This is a genomic window from Bacillus sp. 22475, from assembly GCF_052044835.1.
Classification (GTDB): Bacteria; Bacillota; Bacilli; order Bacillales; family Bacillaceae_G; genus Bacillus_A; species Bacillus_A cereus.
This window is the reverse complement of sequence record NZ_JBQENW010000015.1, coordinates 69,192-89,030: the sequence shown is the minus strand read 5'-3', so window position 1 is coordinate 89,030 and position 19,839 is coordinate 69,192. Positions and strand designations below refer to the sequence as shown.

The following is a 19,839-nucleotide window of genomic DNA, read 5'->3' as shown; positions in this document are numbered from 1 at the left end:
ACATTATTCCCCTTTACGAGACTCCGTCATTTGTTTCCATACAGAACCTTTTGCTTCTTCTCCGCCTTCAATACGCTCTAATGCTAGACGTGCTTGCATCGCTACTTCAAACTCTGGATCATCTTGCGCTGCTTTTAATGCTGGAATCGCACTTTCATCTCCAAGTTCAAATAAGAACATCGCTGCACGCCAGCGTACTAATTTACTTGGATCTTTCAGAGATTTAATCATAACGAACATCGCTGCCGGATCACCTACGTCTGATAAGCAATCGCCTGCTGTACGGCGAACACTTACTGAACGATCTAATAACGCTTTATATAATAATGGCAGTACTCCATCACCTTTTACCATACCTAAATAAGCTGTTGCTAAACGGCGGATCGAAACTTTTTCATCATCTAACGCCATCTTCAACACTGGAATATCTTCTTCAGTAGGATCCATTTGTTCTAATGCTGCAAAACGGTTTTTCCAGTCAGAATCTTTCATCATCTCTTCTGTTACTTTATATGGCTCACGCTTTTGAATCGTTACTTCAACAGCACCTGCTTGATTTAATAATTCTTTAACCGTTTCATTTACACGTTCTTCTGAATAAGCAGCAACAATCTCTTCTACTACTTCTTTCCCGATTTCTTCAAAATTACCGTAACGTGTACTTTGTTCTACCCATTTACGCTCTTTTACAACGTTTGGTGCAGACATTTGTACTTTCATAATTGATTCTTTGAAACGATCTGGTAATCCAACACGTTCTTCCGATGTTCCATCTGTTAACTTTACTTGCATTGGAATTGTAAAGAACATTTGAACAAACACTTTCACTTCTCCAAAATGAGCAAGTTGTTGTTCTTCACTTTCTTCCACTACTTCTTCGCCAAAAACAGCACGAACTTGTTGTAATAAAACTTTCCAGTCATACTTTGCATTTCGCTCGACTGCTAAAAAGTCAGCAACATGATACACACCTTTAATACCTTCAATTTTCAAAATTTCTTGCACTTGCATTGGTGCTTGTTCTTTATTTTCATTTGTATAATTATTACGCGCTCCTGATGGTAATACTTCATTCAAAATAACTTTCATTGTATTTGGACTTGGCGTCGGTTCAATTGCTTTAATCTTCACGTAAAAAACTCTCCTTTATTGCGTGTTCTTAGCTGTATTGTAACATGTTATCACTCTATACTCCTACTCGGATGCTTAATTTCAATACTTTCTTCCCATTGCCATACTATTTCATTCTTTTTACATTTCAAATTAGGAATGAGGTTTTAAAAGCTTTCGTTTCCGATGCTTTTTATTTTTTATCCATTTCTTGAGGTACCGCCAGTATTAAAAAAAACACACGCTAAGCAAAAAAATATAATAAGCTGTCCATATAGACAGCTTATTTACATATTTTTCGTTCTCGGAAGTTGATCTTGTAGCGCTCTTTCTCGTAATTCACTATGTTTTCCAAAGAAAATAGTGAAAGACAAGGCGATGAATACATTTGCAAAATGACAAAACTGTAAGAATACACGAGTATTTGTAAGAAAGTTCGATGTTTTCCTTTTTCTTTTTTTATTATAGTGAAAAAGAAGAACGAAATATTCTCTTATGTAGGAAAGGAAGATAATAATGATTGATTTATTAAATAAATGGATGTTAGAAAGTACAGGAAATTTCAATATCGTTGTAGGACTTACAGCACTTCTATTTTTGGGTTCAGTAATTACACTTATTATTATTTACAAAAAAATTGGTAAACCAGATGAAAGAACAACTCCTATTCATTTTAAACTTATTTCTTGTATGTTTACTACTCAAATTCTAATGAATTGCATATTTATTTCTTTAGTTGGTAAAGATATTGAGAATTTCCGTCAAATCTTTATATTATTTGAAGCCTTTGTATTCTTCGTTGGAGCTATTTATTCGTTTAAATTATATAGACAAGAATTTAAATAATTCACTTGCAAGAAACAATAAAAAGAGGGATTCCTTACTCTCAGAAAGGAACCCCTTTTTTATTTTCTATCACTCGATTCTTCTTTTTATACATTCCTATCCTGGCATGGGTTTTACGGTTCTCGATTGTTACTGGATTAGCCAAAAAACGTTATAAAATTTTGTATACTCTTCACTTGTTTTCCCAAAAAAGCTGGCGGTACTCCTTCTTTAAGTTTATTAAAATACTTTCCACAATTTTTTCCGTAGCTATTACTTAAAATCACCTTTTATTACGATGCCCCCTCCCGCCTTCTCTCCAAAAAGGTAATACTCTCAATCACAACTTCAGTTCTATATATTCTCTTGCCTTGTTCATCATCGTAATTACTCGTCTGAATACGCCCTGTAATCCCAACAAGTGATCCCTTCTTACAATATTCAGTTACATTCTCAGCCGATTTTCGCCAAACGACACAATTAATAAAATCGACTTGTTGTTCACCTAAACTATTTCGAAATCCTCTATTCACCGCAATACATATTCTTGCATAAGCAACGCCTTGTTTTGTGTAGTATAATTCTGGCTCCTTTGTCAATCTACCGATTAATACAACTCTATTCATCATAAGTTATACCACCTCACATATTTTTCTCCATTGTAAGAAGAAATGTATGAATGGTAAAAAGCACAAAATGATATATCCGTAAGTAAAAAGTATTATTTTAGACCTTACAAAACAAAAAAAGAAACCATACATAGTTCAAACATGTATGGTTTCAAAATTTATTACACTTCAGTACAAGATATGTAATATCCTCCGCGAGCCATCTTTATTTCAGCACGGTACATTACATTTTCTAAGTAGAAAGTAATCGGTTTAACTTTCCTCTCAAATTTTAGTCTTTCATTGCATTCAGTTGCATATCCTTCAATCGCTGAAGTAATAACTTCTGATGATGGATACGTTAAAGCTTCATCTAGTTCTATGAAAAAACTTTTAGAAAATAGTTTTTTCATAATCCCCTTCTTCTCTTTCATCATATTCCATCTCCTTCAATTCAAGTTGATAACATCCATATTATACCATACGTTCAATATATCTTTGAAAATAAAAAAATCCTGCATTTTTCATGCAGGATTTTTTTATTAGTCATTTTTCGTAAAGTAAGAAACGAAACGAAGAATTTCTAAGTATAACCATACTAATGTAAGCATTAGTCCCATCGCAGTATACCACTCCATATATTTCGGAGCTTGACTACGTACACCATTTTCGATTAAATCGAAATCTAGTAATAAGTTTAATGCAGCAACTACAATAACAACTGCACTAATAATAATACCGATTGTACCACCTTGGTGAATGTATGGAACAGTTACACCAAACATATTTAGTAGGAATACGACTAAATACATAACCATAATTCCGAGTGTTGCTGCCATAACGCCTGTACGGAATTTATCCGTTACTTTTACTACGCGTGTTGCATATAACACTAACATTGCAAATAGAATTGAGATTGTTAGTAATACAGCATTTAAAACGATAGAATCGCCAAATTTCATTGTATAAACTGCTGAAATACTTCCTAACACAACCCCTTCTACCGCCGCATAGATTGGTGCACCAAAAGGTGAAATACGCGGGAAGAACATAGACGCAAATGCGATGATTGCCGCAACGATTAAAGCACCAATTAATACCGGCATCTTCATCGTCCCCTGCATCATCTGTATGTATGAATAGACAGACGTTGCAAGTAGCAAGATAAGCATAATGAACGTTTTGCCTACTGTTCCGCCAATTGTCATCGCAGAAGCGCTTGCTCCCTCTTTACGGAATGCCTCTTTTTTCAACATTGGATTAGATGTTCTCATTTTTTCCCTCCTAAAATAGGTTCTACCAATAGTGTAAAGTTTTTCTCTTTACTTTTCAATATATGCAGCTTGTTTTTATTTTAATCCTTCAACGATGTCTGATAGTTCACTCCATCTTTCCATCTTTTTTTCTAGCTCTTCTTCTGTTTTCTGCTGTGCTTCAGATAATTCTTGTGCCTTTGTGAAGTCAGATCCAACTTTCGCAAGTTCTTCTCCAATTGACTCAATTTTTTCTTCAAGTTCGGCAATTGTATCTTCAATCGTTTCCCATTCACGCTGCTCATTGTATGAAAGTTTACGTTTACGTTGTTGTTTTGGAGCTTCTTCTACTACTTTTTTCTCTTTTTGAACTTCCGCTTTCTCCATAAGTTCTCTCGTTTTTTCCATTTCTAAATAATCTGTATAACTACCTAGGAACTCACGCACTTCGCCTCCGCCAGTAAAGATGAACAGTTCATCTACTACTTTATCTAAGAAGTAACGGTCATGCGATACAGTTAAAACGACACCTGGGAAATCTTCTAAATAATCTTCTAGTACTGTTAATGTTTGTGTATCTAGATCATTCGTAGGTTCATCAAGTAAAAGTACGTTTGGTTCTCCCATTAAAATACGTAATAAATATAAACGTCTTCTTTCACCACCAGATAGTTTACCAAGCGGTGTACCATGTGAATGAGTCGGGAATAAGAAACGTTCTAACATTTGAGATGCACCAATTACTTTTCCATCTGTTGTATGAATAACTTCTGCAATCTCTTTAATGTATTCAATCATACGCTGATTTAAATTCATCTCTTCATTTTCTTGCGTATAATAAGCAACTTTTACAGTTTGCCCAACTTCAATTTCACCACTATCAGGAGATAACTTACCTGCAAGCATATTTAATAGCGAAGATTTCCCGCTTCCATTCGCTCCAATAATTCCGATGCGATCGCCTGGTTTCACGATATGATTAAAGTTGTTTAATACCGTTTTATCACCAAATTTTTTCGTTACATCTTTTAACTCAAGTACTTTTTTCCCAAGACGGCTACCGCTAAGTGCAATATCAACTGACTGTTTTGCAGCTGGTCCTTCTAGTTCCTTTAGCTCATCAAAACGCTGAATACGCGCCTTTTGTTTCGTAGAACGGGCTTTTGCACCACGACGAATCCAAGCAAGTTCACGACGATATAAATTTTGGCGTTTCGATTCTTGTGCCAATTCTTGCTCTTCACGAAGTGCTTTCGCTTCTAAAAATGTACTATAGTTTCCTTCGTAGCTATATAATTTACCATTATCTAATTCAAAAATACGGTTCGTCACACGATCTAAGAAATAACGATCATGGGTTACAAGTAATACCGCACCTGTATATCTTGCTAAATATTCTTCTAACCATTCAACTGTCTCATGGTCAAGATGGTTCGTAGGCTCGTCTAAAATTAATAAATCAGGTGTTTCAATAAAACATTGTGCCATTGCGATACGTTTTTTCTGTCCACCAGATAAATTCCCAACAATTGCAGTGAAATCTGTAATTCCTAATTTCGTTAAAAGAGATTTCGCATTTGCATTTGCTTCCCATGCACTCATTGCATCCATACGTTGCTGCACTGCAAATAATTGTTCCTGTACTTTTTCATTACTTGGATCTTTTTCAATATTTAATAGTGCTTTTTCATAATCACGAAGAAGACGAATTAAAGGTGTATCACCATGGAACACTTGCTCTAATACTGTTAGTTTTTCATCAAACTCTGGTTGCTGTGATAAATAACTAATTGTATACCCACGTGAATACGTCATATCACCTGTATCAGGAGTTTCTAATCCTGCAATTATTTTTAATAATGTCGATTTACCAGTTCCGTTTACACCGATAATTCCGACACGTTGTCCTTCTGTAATACTACATGATAATCCATCAAATAACGGCTTTTCTCCATATGATTTTGATAAGTTCTCCACAGTTAACATTTTCATATTTGTGCATTCCACTCTTTCATAAATTGTTCAATAAACTGTTCCATATAACGATGACGAATTTCAGCCTCTTGTTTTGCTGCATTCGTATTCATTAAATCTTTTAATTTCAAAAGTTTTTCATAAAAATGATTTAAAGATGGATCATTATTTTTTCTATACTCTTCTTTCGTCATTTCTTCACGCGGCGGAATAGTTGGGTCATACATTAATCTCCCTTTCGCCCCGCCATATGCAAAGGTACGAGCTATTCCAATTGCTCCAAGGGCGTCTAAGCGATCCGCATCTTGAACAAGCTTCCCTTCAAGTGAATCCACTTTACCGCCATGGCCACCTTTATAAGACATATTGGCGATGATATGAAGAATATGTTTACTTTCCTTTTCTTCAACACGTAGCTCTTCTAACCAATCAGAAACTTTTTTCATTCCTGCTTCTTCACTTTCATTTAGCTTTTCATCTGCCACATCGTGAAGTAATGCTGCCATTTCAATTATAAAACGATTTCCACCTTCTTGCTCAGATAAAGAAATCGCCATTTTATGTACACGTTCAATATGATACCAATCATGCCCACTCGCATCTTTTTCTAAAATATGTTTTACAAAAGTAATTGTTTTTTGAATTTTTTCTTGTTTTGTCATTTTATCTTCACCCAGTTACTTATTGTAACACGCCCGCATTTTTTCATCACATATTTTCTTGTCCGCCCATACACTAGGTGGTAGGCATCATCATGAAGGAGGAATAAACATGTTCTATAATAATCAACCGCCTTATCCAAGGCAACCATTGTATCCTCAACAACAAGAACAGAGATACACAGAACAATACGAAGAACAAGAGTTACAACAGCAAGAACCACAATATGACGAAAACCCATATGCAACAACGCAAAATCAAGAAACTGAATTTCAACAAAATCCATATGAAACACGTCCAAATTATGAATATCCTCAAAATCCATATGTAATACCACAAAACCAAGAACAACAATATCAACAAAATCCATATGCAGCACCACAAAATCAAGAACAACAATATCAACAAAATCCATATGCAGCACCACAAAACCAAGAACAACAATATCAACAAAATCCATATGTACCACCACAAAACCAAGAACAACAATATCAACAAAATTCATATGTAGCACCACAAAACCCATACACAACTCAACCACAACAACCGCAATATCAACAACAAATGTATCAACCAAACTACGACGCACGTGTCTCACCACCTAAACCACCAACAATAGATCCAACTCAACCACAAATTTTACCGCCTGGACCAACACTAGACATTACACAACCACAAATCTTACCACCTGGACCAATTACTGAACCAACACAACAACAAATTCAACAAGTTGTCGGTACACAGTTTTTACCTTTCAAGAAACCGGTACTAGATTTCGTAAAACCATGGGTAGATTACGGTTTAAATGAAGCAAAACATACATCACACGAACACGCATTAACAGAAGTTGCTGCGATTATGTTTTTAGTTGGTAAAGGCTTCAATCCGACGATTGCACATTATATCGTTGAATCTTGGGAGAAGAATGAACAGTTTTAGGGTTGTTTATTTTATGTTCAGAAAAACTATAAAAGCGTCGCAAATGCCTGTTATACAAGCATTTGCGACGCTTTTTATTTGTTATATTATATTCTACTTCAAAAGGGTATTTCATATTTTTTCACATGTTTTTATATTATTTGTGAGCAAAATGTGAGCAAATAATAACCTTTTAATTAAACTGTATTAGATCCCCTTGATAAATAAACATTCCCCTTCCATTTGTTGAACTTGTGTTCTAAAAATATACTTTCATATTATATAGTTTCATTTCGTTTCATAGGTCTTATTAAATACGTCTTTATTTGATAAGGTTTTTCTACGATATCACTACTTATTATTAATTCGTGGCTGTTTTTATTCTTGATATTAAGACTGTTTTTATGAGCATTTCGTATAAGTATGATGTAACTGATTAAAGCTATTTTCAAAGACGACATATCGGCGATACTTTATGTCTATTTCTTATAGGTGTTAGCAAGTTCGTTTGCAAACTTGTTAGCACTTTTTTATATTTCTTCTATAAATAAATGCCCCTTAATATAATCTAAATTTTATATATTTATTTTTCTTCTATTTATCTTATAATCTTAATTGGGAGAGGGAGGAAAAAAATGGTTCAAATCAAAGTGACACCTGAAATGCTAGAAGAAGTTGCACATCGTGCAAGTAATACCCGAATCGCATTAGAATCTATACATAATAATTTATGTAATGAAATTGATCATTTGTGTTTTCAATGGATTGGTGCCTCTAATCAACAGTTCATTCAAATGTTCAATGATGCGAGACCAAAAGCTTTTACATCTATCAATTCAATTATACAAGTGGAAGAGGATTTGAAAAGAATTGCTGAAAAATTCCGTAATGCGGATAATCAAGATGTTACAATGGAAGAAGGTGCAATGTGTGGCAGACCTTCTTCAGAGGAAAAAGGATTTGATGGTAAAAAATTAGCCAGAGATTTAGCTGGTGAAATAAGTGGCGAATATGATGTGCGTCGTGCTTGGGATGGTGTTGATCCATCAACTGGAGAAAAACTTTCCACTTGGGAAAGAATTTTCGCTGGAGGAATGGCTGTAGCTGGTCTTACACCAGTTGGAAAAATTGCCAAAGTTGGAAAAGGGGTAAAAATGACTGCAAATGCAGTTGAAGCTGCTAATACTGTTAAAAAAGCTGAAAAGCTAAGAAATGCTACACAATACTCCACTCGTATTGAAGATAAAGTAATAGCGGTTGAAAAACAAAACCTACCTGGAACTCTTGGTGCAACATTTAAAGATGGTAATTATAGAACAGTAAAAACAACAGAAGATATCAATTTTTACCGAGCATATGGTGGACAAGCTAAACCAAACGGAACATTTGTTACTACAGTTCCTGCGCCGAACAAAATTCAAGCAAAAATAGATTTAGCGTTATTACCTGAATGGAAAAACACTCGACAATATGAAGCGGTAATACAAGCCCCGGAAGGTACAATATTACAAATAGGACGAGCTGAAAAACAAACAACTAGGTCTGGAACAATATTTAAAGGTGATGAAGACCAAGTATTATTACCATTCGGATATCCATCAGAATGGATCAAAGAAGTTAGAGAAATTCCAGGTAAATAGGAGGAAAATATATATATGTCTAAAAATGAAAATGTACTATTAAGTCAAATCAAGATAGTAATTGAAATTACAAAAAATAAACAAAAAGAAAAAGAAGATCCATTCTATGAAGATTTACTAAAACGATTAAATCGTTTAGCTAATTATCTGCAAAGTAACGATTATACTAATGACGGATTAGAATCTCGTCGAATTAAAGGCGCAGTGAGAGCCTATACTGATACCGGCCTCGTAAAAAGCTTTGACGACCCTCTACTTATTGAATTAGATAAATTAGAGACTATGCTAAATGAAAATTAACAATTCCTTTCAAAGTATATTAATTGTAAATAAATAAAAATAGACCACCTATTACAGGTGGTCTATTAGAATCTTGGGAAAAGAATGAGCAGTTTTAAGGGTGTTTATTTTTAAGTATCTAGAACACTCGCTAAGTTTAAGGAGAACTTAACAGACATGCGTCCGGCATAATGCCATGTCCACACCCAAGGATCGGTTACATAAAATAACGTATCTAACATGGGAAGTCTATTGGTCTTTTCCCCTTATAGTAACACTCTCTTCTACTAAGACCTTTTCTTTCTAGGGCCTACAATTAATTTAATCGCTGTTCTTTCTTCATTATTGATAGAAATCTCTTGAAACGCTGGAACAAAAGCTAAGTCAATACCACTTGGAGCGACGAACCCTCTTGCAATCGCAATTGCTTTAATCGCTTGATTTATAGCTCCAGCCCCAATCGCTTGAATTTCCACATTACCACTTGTTCTTAGTACACCCGCTATTGCACCCGCGACTGAATTTGGGCTTGATTTTGAAGATACCTTTAATATATTTTCCATGTAAGTTGCTCCTTCTATTATTTAATCTCTCTTTCGTTACAATTTTAAATATTTTAGCGTATCTTTAATTACTATTCACACCAAAAACAAACGATGCTTCATATGTACATTTATTCTATATTTTCTGACTTCTTCCTGCCCAGCTACACAAATAAAATAAAAAAATAAACTAAATAATCTAATATACATACGATTAAATATCATGACTTCACCAAACGATAACATCCATACAGCAAAAGATAATATTGCTGTTTGTCAGACGAAATTAATATAATAAAGTGAAACTTTACTCAGTGGGGGTTTTGTTCATCCCCCAACTAACTTCTTTGCTTTCACTGAATTTTGAGGTGGGGTCTTGCCGCTCGGAAAATAGCGGGATAAACGTTTCCTCGTTACTTTAATCCATTTAGAAATCCCATTCATTTTTCTATCAAATTATGAACCTTATCATCTTCAAAAAGTGTTACAGGTAATACCCCAATACTATATTTCATCATTTGAGCACTTTATATTCCAAATCTATCTCCTTTTATAGTACAAGCATACACGCCAATTGTGATTCATTTTCATAAACTATTATGTGTTTTACATTTATTAAGAATAGGAGGTAATATATTGGGTTCATACTATCATTCTTCAAACTCGTATAAAAAATGCTCATGTAAATCTTCTTCCAGTTCAAATAAAAAATGTTGATGTGACCATTCACATAAACGAAGCTGTCCTGCATACGGAACTTTTTGGCAAACTGAATTTATAACTGTTCCTTTTGGCAACCCTTTTCCATTTAATCACGTTGGACCTTTAGCAGGAGGCGTTTCCTTACTAAACCCTACTACTATACAATTTAGACAAGCTGGTGATTATAGAGTTTCGTTCATTTCCAGTATTAATACTACTTTAAATCCTGTATTTCCACATATCCCAGTCATAACTATATTTTTAAATAACAATCCACTTGCTAATAGTCAAGGTGACTTCGCTATTCAAATGAATACTTCATCAAATAACGAATGTCTTCAACTCGTTGGCGAAACGATTGTTACAGTGCCAGCTAATTCAACTCTTCAACTTAGAAATAATAGTGGCTTTAATCGTCAAAGTATTGTAACTTGTGACAATGGTATAAATTCAGTTGAATTAATAGTTACAAAACTAAGTTAATATTATTTCTTCACATTCAGATGCTATTTCAGCATCTTTTTTTATTGAATAACAGTTTTCTTCGACTTTTATTATCTCTCATCACGCAAAAAAAGTGCAGAATTCTTTCTAACACAAGATTTCTGCACTTTTATATTATGCTTATTTATTCTTCCTTATTTCTCTACATAAACCGACTTAACAATCGTACGATTATATGGTTTTCCTTCTTTATTCATCCCTTTTATATCCATCGTAACGTTATATACTCCCGGTTGTTTTATATCTTTCAAAGCACCTGTAAATGTATTCGTATTAACATTTTGTAATTCATTAAATTCAGAGACTAACTTACCTTCTTTATTAACGACTCTTACTGTTATGGAAAGATCCCCTTTCATTTCAGGTGCCACTGGTGATTTTTTCAGTTTATACTCAGGTTTATTTACTTTAACCTTTGTAGGCATTTGAAGAACAAATGGCGCGTCATTCTTGTAATCGCTTACAACTAAATATGCATCTTTCGACTGCTTCGCCATCATTTTGATTTTCCATTCGCCTACTTCCAATTTATCAAACTTGAATGTTCTAATTGTCGCCCCATTAAAGAAAGATTCGCCTTCACCAGTAGTTATAGCGCTATCTTTGTTTGCATAGATTTTTCCTTTTGGAGATACCATTTGTACTTCTACATCAGAAGAAGCAGTTAGTACAGAAACTATTCCTTCAGCCTTTTTATCAACAGAAATACTTTGCTCTATCCACTGATTTTGTGGTAATTCGCCTCCTAAAATATTTTGATTTGAAGTTGTATTTAATTGTTCTAGATTTTCATTTGAACTAGTGCTGGATGCTAATAAAGCTGGTAACCCCACATTTGTCGTACGTAAATATGGTTCAATTCGTGCAAAAACAGCTGATCCTTTTCTTATATTGTCATGATCAAATCTTGAATCTGTAAATAAATGTATACCGTACGATAGCTTCGCACTCCATTCATTTACTAGTCCATCATTTGAACCGTACGACGATAAATATAACCCGCCCATAGATAATGCAGAAAATGTTGGCCCCCAGCTAGTCCCAGTAGCCGTATAGTAACGGTTTAATTTAGCTGCTGGGTTGTTATCTATTGTTGAACGAAACTTTGCCATTTCACCTATTTGTAACGAATACGTACCATCATCTTTTTGACCTAATATAGAAGCAAGCCACCCTGCCCACCAACTATATGATAAATCTGCTAAATTTGAGCCGTGATGCGGTGTAGCAAGTGTAATAACATTTCCAACAAATCGATTCGCACCATATTCAACTAATGCGGCTTGTGTATCAATACCACCTTTACTATGTGCTACAATATTAACTTTTTTACCGAAATGATTATATATTTCTTCAAGTTTTTGTGCTAACAGTTTTCCGTTATCCCACTGACTAGCCGAACCTTTCCCCGCAGCATCATATAATTGTATAAACACTGTTTGATAGCCTGCTTTCAAAGCATAATCATACATATCATTTATATCATGATATACTGTCTTTCCATACCAACTATCCGCATTACCATTTCTTCCTTGCACAAAGAGAATTGGTGGTTTATTCTCATCATAATTAGCAGGTTTTTGGCCTAAAAACCATTCCCCAGGTGTAAATACTTCTGTGTCAGGAAACCCCTTTCCAAGCTCTTTTACAACTTCTGCCTTTACATGCGTGCTAATCGTTGGAGCCATGATAAAAAATACAATTAGTAAGGCCACCCATCTTCTCATCAGTCGCATATTACTCCCCCTATTTTTTTGAAAGAAGGTGTTCTTTATAATATTTTATATTTTCCCTTCCTTAATAATAGCTAATCTTTTATTTTAAAAAGATGTTAGCCCTATTTTTAGAAGGTTACTAGTTGTATACCCTCTTCCTTAACTCTCGTTATTCTCTTTGTTTCTACCTCTTCCTTTTGATAGAATACGACAAAAAAGTTTCTCAATAATTGTTAACTTCGCTACACCCAGATATTTCTTTAATCATTATTGTTTATATAAAGCATACAAATCTTGAAAAAATTTTAGTAAAAAAACATTTTATCACTAGTTAGTTATTTAAAAATATAATAAAGATATGTACTTTCTTTTCATTAAATACAAACTAATTTTAAAGGAGCTTATATTATAAGACTTTCCTACGATTAAAAATTAAACTGAAATTTCCAAATAGATAGTTATATTTCCAGAAACATATATTATGATAATTTCCGTGCACTTGAATTAACTTTTTAGAAGTACTAACCTATCGGTGAGCAGAAGAAAATTCTGTAAAAAGAAAGGAGAATACTTTATGATGACCAAATTACAAAAGGAGTTTTTTAAACGCTTAAAAATTCCTGCAAAAGAAATAACATTTGATGATTTAGATGAAATTCTCTTAAAAATGGGAATGATTCTCCCCTATGAAAATCTTGATATTATGGCTGGTACTATTAAAAATATCTCAAAAGATAACTTAATAGAAAAGTTACTTATTCAAAAACGAGGTGGACTTTGTTATGAATTAAACTCCTTATTGTATTATTTCTTAATTGATTGTGGGTTTCAAGTATACAAAGTAGCCGGTACTGTTTATGATCTGTACGATAATAAATGGAAACCCGATGATGGTCATGTCATTATCATATTAAGTCATGAGGATAAAGATTATGTTGTGGATGCAGGTTTTGCATCTCATCTCCCTTTACATCCAGTACCTTTTAACGGAGAAGTCATCTCCTCTCAAACAGGAGAATATCGAATTCGTAAGCGAAATACTCGAAAAGGTACGCATATTTTAGAAATGAGAAAAGGAGCTAACGGAGAATCTACAAGTTTCTTACAATCTGAACCTTCAAACGAATGGAAAATAGGCTATGCTTTCACTGTAGATCCAATAGATGAGAAAAAAGTGAATAATATTCAAAAAGTGATTGTAGAGCATAAAGAATCTCCTTTTAATAAAGGAGCTATCACTTGTAAATTAACTACTTATGGTCACATATCATTAACAAATAAAAATTATACAGAAACCTTTAAAGGCACCAAAAATAAACGACCAATAGAATCTAAAGATTATGCTCGCATTCTTCGTGACTCTTTTGGAATAACGCAAGAGAAATATGTAGGAAAAATACTAGAAAGAGGCTAGTTGACTACAAGTATTTCATAATAAAGCAGATTCTATATTTAGAATCTGCTTTATTTTATATTTTGTTATAAATTAATTTAATTTTGTTGTTACCCTTTAATTTTCAATTATATACTCATCATCATATTTATCGTATTGTAGCCCTTCCCCTATCTTTGACTCCGTAACTTGATCTCTTAAAAACGGTGCAGCATCCATTTTGCTAGTTGCAATTTCAATTCCATATTTTTTCGTTAAATGAGCTAACTCTATTAAAAACCACTCTCTTCGCAATGTAACTGGAATATCCAATGTTTTTCTTTTCATATATAATAGCACCTCTTTTATTTTCATAGCTTAAAAACATCACTGGATGCACTTATTAAAACTACCTTTCACCGCTAACATCCAATGAAACATTATAGTATATGCATGTCCATTTCAAACGTGCTATCACAAATATGACATTTAAGTTTACATAATTATATTATGTAATAGTAGAAAAGAAAGGCATGTCCTTCCTCTTCTACTATAGAGATTTAAATTAAGAACATCTTGGTACACCTAAAGCTAAAAATAAACCTGCTACTCCCGCAGTAATTGGTACTTTTAACGTAATAACATCGTCTACCTTCGTTACTAAAAAGTAAGCATTACCTTCTTGTAATATACAAGTTACCAACAATTGAAATTCCATTCAAATCTCCTCCTTTCAATCGATATACTATAATTTATGAAATCTCTTTCAAAAAGTAATAGGAAATATATCTATTTTTCCTTATATACAAAATAAATGTTTATAGGTCTAGTAAAAATATTTATTTTCTAAATTTATATAATACGTGTAATATCCAATAAGTTCCTATATAATCAATAAAGAAAATCTTACAAATGGAGGTATAAAAATGGCGTTTTTGAGTAATATTGGTGCAGCTTTATTTTTTATTGCTTTTATTCTTTTAATCTTATGTATCATTTCATTCTTTAAGAAAAATGGAAAAGCAAAACAATATGGACGTCCTACCGTTATTCTTTTTATGATTTCTATTATATTAATAACGACCGGTACAACAAAATCGGAACACCCCGTCGTCGAGTTTTTTTCTACTTTAAGTTTCATTCTATTTATATTCTTCCTTGTTATAGCAATCTTATCTGTAATTAAGAAAACAGGTGTAGCGAAAAAACAATTTATTATTACAGCCGTATTATTTGTCATTTTTGTTGCGCTATCAGGTATTTCAGCTCCTTCTTCTGAAAAAACGACAGCAACTAGTACAAAAGTTGCCTCTAACAATGAAGAACAAAAAGATAGCGAACAGAAAAAAGAACTAGAAAAGAAAGAGGCGGATGAAAAAACTCAAAAGCAAGAAGATGAGAAGCGTCAAGCCGAGGAACAAGCTCGTAAACAAGAAGATGAAAAACGTCTAGCCGAGGAACAAGCTCGTAAGCAAGAAGATGAAAAACGTCAGGCTGATGAACAAGCTCGTAAACAACAAGAAGAACAGAAACGTCTAGCTGATGAACAGACTCGTAAGCAACAAGAAGAACAAAAACGACAAGCTGATGAACAAGCTCGTAAACAACAAGAAGAACAAAAACGTCAGGCTGACGAACAGGCTCGTAAACAACAAGAAGAGCAAAAAGCACAGCAAACTCAAACACAACCCGCTTCAGGAAATACTAGTAGTGCATACTACAAAAATTGTGCTGCAGTTAGAGCAGCTGGGAAAGCCCCTTTACATAAAGGGCAACCAGGTTATAGCTCTCATCTTGATCGTGATGGCGATGGAATTGCATGCGAAAAATAGTAATAAAAAAGAAGCTTCTAGCAAGCTTCTTTTTTATTATCAGAAACTATTACGACGAATTCCCCTCCCACTTCCTTTTATAAAATTCATTTTATTATCCTTAAAACTGACACATAATAAGTGATTTCAATCACCACATTGATTTTCATTTATCGCTATTCTTAATTTAGTTATTACATTCAAACTTTATGGAGGCGTTCATATGAAACATGCATTTACTGAAACTTCTATTGTCGGTGAGATCGTTACACAATTCCCGAAAGCTAGTGATCTTTTTAAATCATATAGAATAGACTTTTGTTGTGGTGGCAATAAACCACTTATTGATGCAATTCATGAAAGAAATTTATCAGCAACAGAAGTACTTACAGAATTAAATACACTTTATAATAATACGAAACGATTAAATGAATCTGAAATTGATTGGAAAAATGCTTCTTATCGTGAATTGATTGATTATGTTATAAATAAGCATCATCGCTATTTAAATGAAGAATTACCACAGTTAAGTCCGTATGTGACGAAAGTATTACGCGTCCACGGAGCAAGTCAGCCTCACTTAGCTCAAATTCATAAGCTATTTCACGAATTAAAGATGGAATTAGAACAACATTTAATTAAAGAAGAAACAGAAGATTTTCCATTAATTTTAGAATTTGAACAAAATCCAATTGAAGAAAACTATGTGAATTTACGTAAAGTAGTAGATAAGTTGGAAAATGAACATAACCACGCAGGCAACATTATTAAAGAGCTTCGTAAAGTTACAAATGACTTTACTCCTCCAGAAGGAGCTTGCGGCACTTATCGACTTGTTTACCAACGCCTTGAAGCACTAGAGTCTGATTTATTTGAGCATATTCATTTAGAAAATAACATTTTATTTCCACGTGCAATTACGAGAGTATAAATGAAGTGCAGGACATGAGTATACATACTTATGTCCTGTTTTTTCATTTGGTAAAGAATATACACATCCCTCTCGAATAAATCCGAATTTTAACAATTTGTGAATCATTATAAAAATGTGATAAATATCACATCTCCCCTTTTTTGGATTTTCTATAATAGAAATATAATCCTTTGTTCAACATTTCACAGAAAAAGGGGAAACGAAAATGAAAAAACGTTTAGTTATGATCGGAAATGGTATGGCTGGAATACGCTGTATGGAAGAAATATTAAAACATAATAGTGATTCATATGAGATTACTATTTTGGGAGATGAACCGCATCCAAACTACAATCGCATTATGCTCTCTCACGTTTTACAAGGCAAAACAAATATGCAAGATATCATTATGAATGAATACATTTGGTATGAAGAAAACGAAATAACTTTATATACAAACGAAAGAGTTCAAATTATTAACCGAGAAGCAAAAATCATTATCACAGAAAAAAATCGTACTCTTACATATGACAAACTCATTATCGCAACAGGTTCTAGTGCTTTTATTTTACCTGTTGAAGGTTCTACTCTTCCTGGTGTAACAGGATTTCGAACAATTGAAGATACACAATTTATGATAGACACCGCTAAAGAAAAGAAAAAGGCCGTTGTTATTGGTGGTGGGTTACTTGGTTTAGAAGCCGCAAGAGGTCTTATTGACTTAGGGATGGACGTACATGTTGTTCATTTAATGCCAAACTTAATGGAGCAGCAACTAGATACGAAAGCAGCTTCTCTATTACGCGAAGATTTGGAAGCGCAAGGCATGAAATTTCTAATGGAAAAGAAAACTGTAAAAATTCTTGGTACAGACCATGTTGAGGGCATTCAATTTGAAGATGGTGAAGTTGTAGATTGTGATTTAGTCGTAATGGCTGTCGGAATACGCCCAAATACGCAAATAGCAAAAGATTCTGGTTTAATTGTAAATCGCGGTATTGTAGTCAATGACTATATGCTAACAAATGATGAGTCCATTTATGCAGTTGGAGAATGTGCAGAGCATGACGGTATCGCATATGGACTTGTTGCTCCTCTTTATGAACAAGGTGCGATATTAGCAAAACATATAACAAATTTACAAACTGATGGATATTCGGGCAGTATCGTCGGTACGCAATTAAAAGTTGCAGGTTGTGATTTATTCTCTGCTGGTCAAATTTATGAAGATGCTCAAACGAAAGCAATATCAATCTTTGATGAATGTAAACGTTCCTATAAAAAAGTATTAATTCGTGACAATAAAGTCATCGGTATCGTTTTATATGGTGACACAGCTGACGGAACACGCCTCTTTAGCATGTTAAAGAAAGAAGAAGATATACAAGAATATATAGCCGCTTCTCTTCTTCACAAAGCTGGTGAAGAAAGTGAACTTAACGTTGCTACTATGAGTGCTGATGACACGATTTGCGGATGTAATGGTGTTACGAAAGGTACAATCGTTCACGCCATTTTAGAACAAGAGTTAACGACTTTTGAAGAAGTTAAAGGCTGTACGAAAGCCGCAGGGTCTTGTGGTAAATGTCGTCCGCTTGTGGAACAAGTTTTATCTCATACACTTGGAGATGCTTTTGATGCCTCAGCGCAATCTGCCGGTATGTGTGGATGTACACCTTTATCCCGTGATGAAGTCGTAGCGGCCATTCACGAGAAAGGCTTAAAATCTCCAAAAGAAGTACGAAATGTTCTTGGTTTTGCACATGAAGACGGCTGTTCGAAATGCCGCCCTGCTTTAAACTACTATTTACGTATGGCGATTCCAGAAGAATATGAAGATGATAAATCGTCCCGTTTCGTTAATGAAAGAATGAATGGTAACATCCAGCACGATGGTACATTCTCTGTTATTCCGCGTATGTACGGAGGCGTTACAACAGCAGACGATTTAATGAAAATTGCTGAAGTTGCGAAGAAGTATGATGTTCCACTTGTGAAAATTACCGGTGCAAGCCGAATTGGCTTATACGGTGTCAAGAAACAAGATTTACCTAACGTATGGGCTGACTTAAATATGACTTCTGGATATGCATATTCAAAATCTCTTCGTAATGTAAAATCATGTGTTGGCTCTCGTTTTTGCCGTTTCGGTACGAAAGATTCATTAGGACTTGGTATGTTGCTTGAACAATCATTAGAAATGGTAGATACACCTCATAAAATGAAAATGGGTGTAACCGGTTGTCCGCGTAACTGTGCGGAAGTACTGACGAAAGATTTTGGCGTTGTTTGTGTCGAAAATGGATATCAACTTTATATTGGCGGAAATGGTGGTACAGAAGTACGTGAAGCTGATTTTGTAATGATTGTCCCTACTGAAGATGATGTCCTTCGCATCGCTACAGCTTACATGCAATATTATCGTGAAACTGGTATTTACGGAGAGCGTACTGCCTACTGGACAGAACGTTTAGGCTTCAATCACATAAAAGAAATACTGCAAGATGCAAATATGGTCACTAAGTTAAATGAACGTTTCCAAAAAGCTCGTGGCACATATAAAGAAGCATGGGGACAAGCACTAGAAACGAAATCATTAAAAGCGATGTATGAAGTAGAAACTGTGAAATAAGGAGCTGTGACCTATATGATACAAACAAAAGAAAAAATAAAAGTTATGCGTGCAGAAGACCTTCCTATTCAAATCGGTAAAGAGGTGCAAATGAAAGGTATGTCTTTCGCCCTATTCCGCCTTTCAAATGGCGATATTCGAGCTGTAGAAAATCGTTGTCCTCATAAAAACGGGCCATTAGCGGAAGGTATTGTATCTGGAGAATTCGTCTTTTGTCCATTACATGATTGGAAAATTTCACTACTAACAGGTGAAGTTCAAAAGCCTGATGACGGTTGTATTCAAACGTATGAAGTAGAAGTTATTGACGGGGATATTTATATATACATGTAATTTAAAAAAGGAAGCCTCCCCTGGCTTCCTTTTAAATAAAAATAGACG

The 19,839-nt window shown here is 34.2% G+C and carries 19 protein-coding genes and 2 pseudogenes; 10 read left to right on the top strand and 11 right to left on the bottom strand.

The genetic code is table 11. The features are described 5' to 3' along the window. Positions 1-3: 3 nt before the first annotated feature. Entirely contained in the window at positions 4-1,131 is a 1,128-nt protein-coding gene (locus ACTJJY_RS21360) for a conserved virulence factor C family protein (protein ID WP_440606472.1), read from the bottom strand. Between the two features lie 281 nt (positions 1,132-1,412). After that, positions 1,413-1,487, bottom strand: a pseudogene (locus ACTJJY_RS21355) (transposase); the annotation flags it as partial. 139 nt (positions 1,488-1,626) lie between these two features. On the opposite strand from ACTJJY_RS21355, the gene ACTJJY_RS21350 reads away from it, so the two are divergent. Then, positions 1,627-1,956: a 6-aminohexanoate hydrolase gene (locus tag ACTJJY_RS21350; RefSeq protein ID WP_440606471.1), complete on the top strand. Its 330-nt coding sequence runs from the start codon at positions 1,627-1,629 to the stop codon at positions 1,954-1,956. Between the two features lie 272 nt (positions 1,957-2,228). Here the strand turns inward: ACTJJY_RS21350 and ACTJJY_RS21345 are convergent, their stop codons facing one another. From ACTJJY_RS21345 to ACTJJY_RS21325, 5 genes are all read right to left on the bottom strand, one after another. Next, positions 2,229-2,564 (bottom strand): single-stranded DNA-binding protein, encoded by a 336-nt coding sequence (locus ACTJJY_RS21345; protein WP_000982013.1) that lies wholly within the window; start codon positions 2,562-2,564, stop codon positions 2,229-2,231. A gap of 161 nt (positions 2,565-2,725) precedes the next feature. Continuing rightward, a complete protein-coding gene (locus ACTJJY_RS21340) occupies positions 2,726-2,980 on the bottom strand; it encodes a DUF4318 domain-containing protein (protein ID WP_440606470.1) in 255 nt (84 codons plus the stop codon). A 105-nt stretch (positions 2,981-3,085) separates the two neighbouring features. After that, positions 3,086-3,817: a Bax inhibitor-1/YccA family protein gene (locus tag ACTJJY_RS21335; RefSeq protein WP_001260655.1), complete on the bottom strand. Its 732-nt coding sequence runs from the start codon at positions 3,815-3,817 to the stop codon at positions 3,086-3,088. Between the two features lie 75 nt (positions 3,818-3,892). Then, positions 3,893-5,788: an ABC-F family ATP-binding cassette domain-containing protein gene (locus ACTJJY_RS21330; protein ID WP_440606469.1), complete on the bottom strand. Its 1,896-nt coding sequence runs from the start codon at positions 5,786-5,788 to the stop codon at positions 3,893-3,895. After that, entirely contained in the window at positions 5,785-6,432 is a 648-nt protein-coding gene (locus ACTJJY_RS21325) for an HD domain-containing protein (protein WP_000165969.1), read from the bottom strand. Before ACTJJY_RS21325 ends, ACTJJY_RS21330 begins: the two co-directional genes overlap by 4 nt. A gap of 109 nt (positions 6,433-6,541) precedes the next feature. Here ACTJJY_RS21325 and ACTJJY_RS21320 point away from each other — a divergent pair, with 109 nt between their 5' ends. The 3 genes from ACTJJY_RS21320 (at position 6,542) to ACTJJY_RS21310 (ending at position 9,288) form a co-directional block, all read left to right on the top strand. Then, positions 6,542-7,369: a hypothetical protein gene (locus ACTJJY_RS21320; RefSeq protein WP_440606468.1), complete on the top strand. Its 828-nt coding sequence runs from the start codon at positions 6,542-6,544 to the stop codon at positions 7,367-7,369. A 614-nt stretch (positions 7,370-7,983) separates the two neighbouring features. Continuing rightward, positions 7,984-8,988, top strand: coding sequence for a WXG100 family type VII secretion target (locus ACTJJY_RS21315; protein ID WP_440606467.1), 1,005 nt, complete (start codon positions 7,984-7,986; stop codon positions 8,986-8,988). Between the two features lie 15 nt (positions 8,989-9,003). Then, positions 9,004-9,288 carry a hypothetical protein gene (locus ACTJJY_RS21310; protein ID WP_440606466.1) on the top strand — a complete coding sequence of 95 codons (285 nt, stop codon included), beginning with the start codon at positions 9,004-9,006 and terminating at the stop codon, positions 9,286-9,288. Positions 9,289-9,554: 266 nt separating this feature from the next. On the opposite strand, the gene ACTJJY_RS21305 is transcribed toward ACTJJY_RS21310, so the two are convergent. Beyond that, on the bottom strand, positions 9,555-9,830 hold the full coding sequence (locus ACTJJY_RS21305) for a stage V sporulation protein S (RefSeq protein WP_000427801.1): 276 nt from the start codon (positions 9,828-9,830) through the stop codon (positions 9,555-9,557). 615 nt (positions 9,831-10,445) lie between these two features. On the opposite strand from ACTJJY_RS21305, the pseudogene ACTJJY_RS21300 reads away from it, so the two are divergent. Next, positions 10,446-10,994, top strand: a pseudogene (locus ACTJJY_RS21300) (preprotein translocase). 155 nt (positions 10,995-11,149) lie between these two features. On the opposite strand, the gene ACTJJY_RS21295 reads toward ACTJJY_RS21300, so the two are convergent. Continuing rightward, entirely contained in the window at positions 11,150-12,751 is a 1,602-nt protein-coding gene (locus tag ACTJJY_RS21295; protein WP_440606465.1) for an esterase/lipase family protein, read from the bottom strand. A 553-nt stretch (positions 12,752-13,304) separates the two neighbouring features. On the opposite strand from ACTJJY_RS21295, the gene ACTJJY_RS21290 reads away from it, so the two are divergent. Then, entirely contained in the window at positions 13,305-14,144 is an 840-nt protein-coding gene (locus ACTJJY_RS21290) for an arylamine N-acetyltransferase family protein (protein ID WP_440606464.1), read from the top strand. A gap of 96 nt (positions 14,145-14,240) precedes the next feature. On the opposite strand, the gene ACTJJY_RS21285 is transcribed toward ACTJJY_RS21290, so the two are convergent. Both ACTJJY_RS21285 and exsG read right to left on the bottom strand, forming a co-directional pair. Then, a complete protein-coding gene (locus ACTJJY_RS21285) occupies positions 14,241-14,450 on the bottom strand; it encodes a hypothetical protein (protein WP_000824206.1) in 210 nt (69 codons plus the stop codon). A 217-nt stretch (positions 14,451-14,667) separates the two neighbouring features. Continuing rightward, a complete protein-coding gene (exsG, locus tag ACTJJY_RS21280; protein ID WP_000395679.1) occupies positions 14,668-14,820 on the bottom strand; it encodes an exosporium protein ExsG in 153 nt (50 codons plus the stop codon). 208 nt (positions 14,821-15,028) lie between these two features. On the opposite strand from exsG, the gene ACTJJY_RS21275 reads away from it, so the two are divergent. From ACTJJY_RS21275 to nirD, 4 genes are all read left to right on the top strand, one after another. Beyond that, a complete protein-coding gene (locus tag ACTJJY_RS21275) occupies positions 15,029-15,934 on the top strand; it encodes an excalibur calcium-binding domain-containing protein (protein ID WP_440606463.1) in 906 nt (301 codons plus the stop codon). Between the two features lie 202 nt (positions 15,935-16,136). Continuing rightward, the gene (gene ric / locus ACTJJY_RS21270) at positions 16,137-16,844 is read left to right on the top strand and encodes an iron-sulfur cluster repair di-iron protein (RefSeq protein ID WP_000679631.1); all 708 of its coding nucleotides are present in this window, start codon (positions 16,137-16,139) and stop codon (positions 16,842-16,844) included. Positions 16,845-17,052: 208 nt separating this feature from the next. Next, positions 17,053-19,458, top strand: a complete 2,406-nt coding sequence (gene nirB / locus ACTJJY_RS21265; protein ID WP_440606462.1) for an NADPH-nitrite reductase large subunit — start codon at positions 17,053-17,055, stop codon at positions 19,456-19,458. 15 nt (positions 19,459-19,473) lie between these two features. Then, positions 19,474-19,791 (top strand): nitrite reductase small subunit NirD, encoded by a 318-nt coding sequence (nirD, locus tag ACTJJY_RS21260; protein WP_000616683.1) that lies wholly within the window; start codon positions 19,474-19,476, stop codon positions 19,789-19,791. The last annotated feature ends 48 nt before the right edge of the window (positions 19,792-19,839 follow it).

Coding starts and splice junctions, on each gene's coding strand:
- ACTJJY_RS21350 (WP_440606471.1), top strand. CDS start 1,627: ATGATTGATTTATTAAATAAATGGATGTTAGAAAGTACAGGAAATTTC.
- ACTJJY_RS21345 (WP_000982013.1), bottom strand. CDS start 2,564: ATGATGAATAGAGTTGTATTAATCGGTAGATTGACAAAGGAGCCAGAA.
- ACTJJY_RS21340 (WP_440606470.1), bottom strand. CDS start 2,980: ATGATGAAAGAGAAGAAGGGGATTATGAAAAAACTATTTTCTAAAAGT.
- ACTJJY_RS21335 (WP_001260655.1), bottom strand. CDS start 3,817: ATGAGAACATCTAATCCAATGTTGAAAAAAGAGGCATTCCGTAAAGAG.
- ACTJJY_RS21330 (WP_440606469.1), bottom strand. CDS start 5,788: ATGAAAATGTTAACTGTGGAGAACTTATCAAAATCATATGGAGAAAAG.
- ACTJJY_RS21325 (WP_000165969.1), bottom strand. CDS start 6,432: ATGACAAAACAAGAAAAAATTCAAAAAACAATTACTTTTGTAAAACAT.
- ACTJJY_RS21320 (WP_440606468.1), top strand. CDS start 6,542: ATGTTCTATAATAATCAACCGCCTTATCCAAGGCAACCATTGTATCCT.
- ACTJJY_RS21315 (WP_440606467.1), top strand. CDS start 7,984: ATGGTTCAAATCAAAGTGACACCTGAAATGCTAGAAGAAGTTGCACAT.
- ACTJJY_RS21310 (WP_440606466.1), top strand. CDS start 9,004: ATGTCTAAAAATGAAAATGTACTATTAAGTCAAATCAAGATAGTAATT.
- ACTJJY_RS21305 (WP_000427801.1), bottom strand. CDS start 9,830: ATGGAAAATATATTAAAGGTATCTTCAAAATCAAGCCCAAATTCAGTC.
- ACTJJY_RS21295 (WP_440606465.1), bottom strand. CDS start 12,751: ATGCGACTGATGAGAAGATGGGTGGCCTTACTAATTGTATTTTTTATC.
- ACTJJY_RS21290 (WP_440606464.1), top strand. CDS start 13,305: ATGATGACCAAATTACAAAAGGAGTTTTTTAAACGCTTAAAAATTCCT.
- ACTJJY_RS21285 (WP_000824206.1), bottom strand. CDS start 14,450: ATGAAAAGAAAAACATTGGATATTCCAGTTACATTGCGAAGAGAGTGG.
- exsG (WP_000395679.1), bottom strand. CDS start 14,820: ATGGAATTTCAATTGTTGGTAACTTGTATATTACAAGAAGGTAATGCT.
- ACTJJY_RS21275 (WP_440606463.1), top strand. CDS start 15,029: ATGGCGTTTTTGAGTAATATTGGTGCAGCTTTATTTTTTATTGCTTTT.
- ric (WP_000679631.1), top strand. CDS start 16,137: ATGAAACATGCATTTACTGAAACTTCTATTGTCGGTGAGATCGTTACA.
- nirB (WP_440606462.1), top strand. CDS start 17,053: ATGAAAAAACGTTTAGTTATGATCGGAAATGGTATGGCTGGAATACGC.
- nirD (WP_000616683.1), top strand. CDS start 19,474: ATGATACAAACAAAAGAAAAAATAAAAGTTATGCGTGCAGAAGACCTT.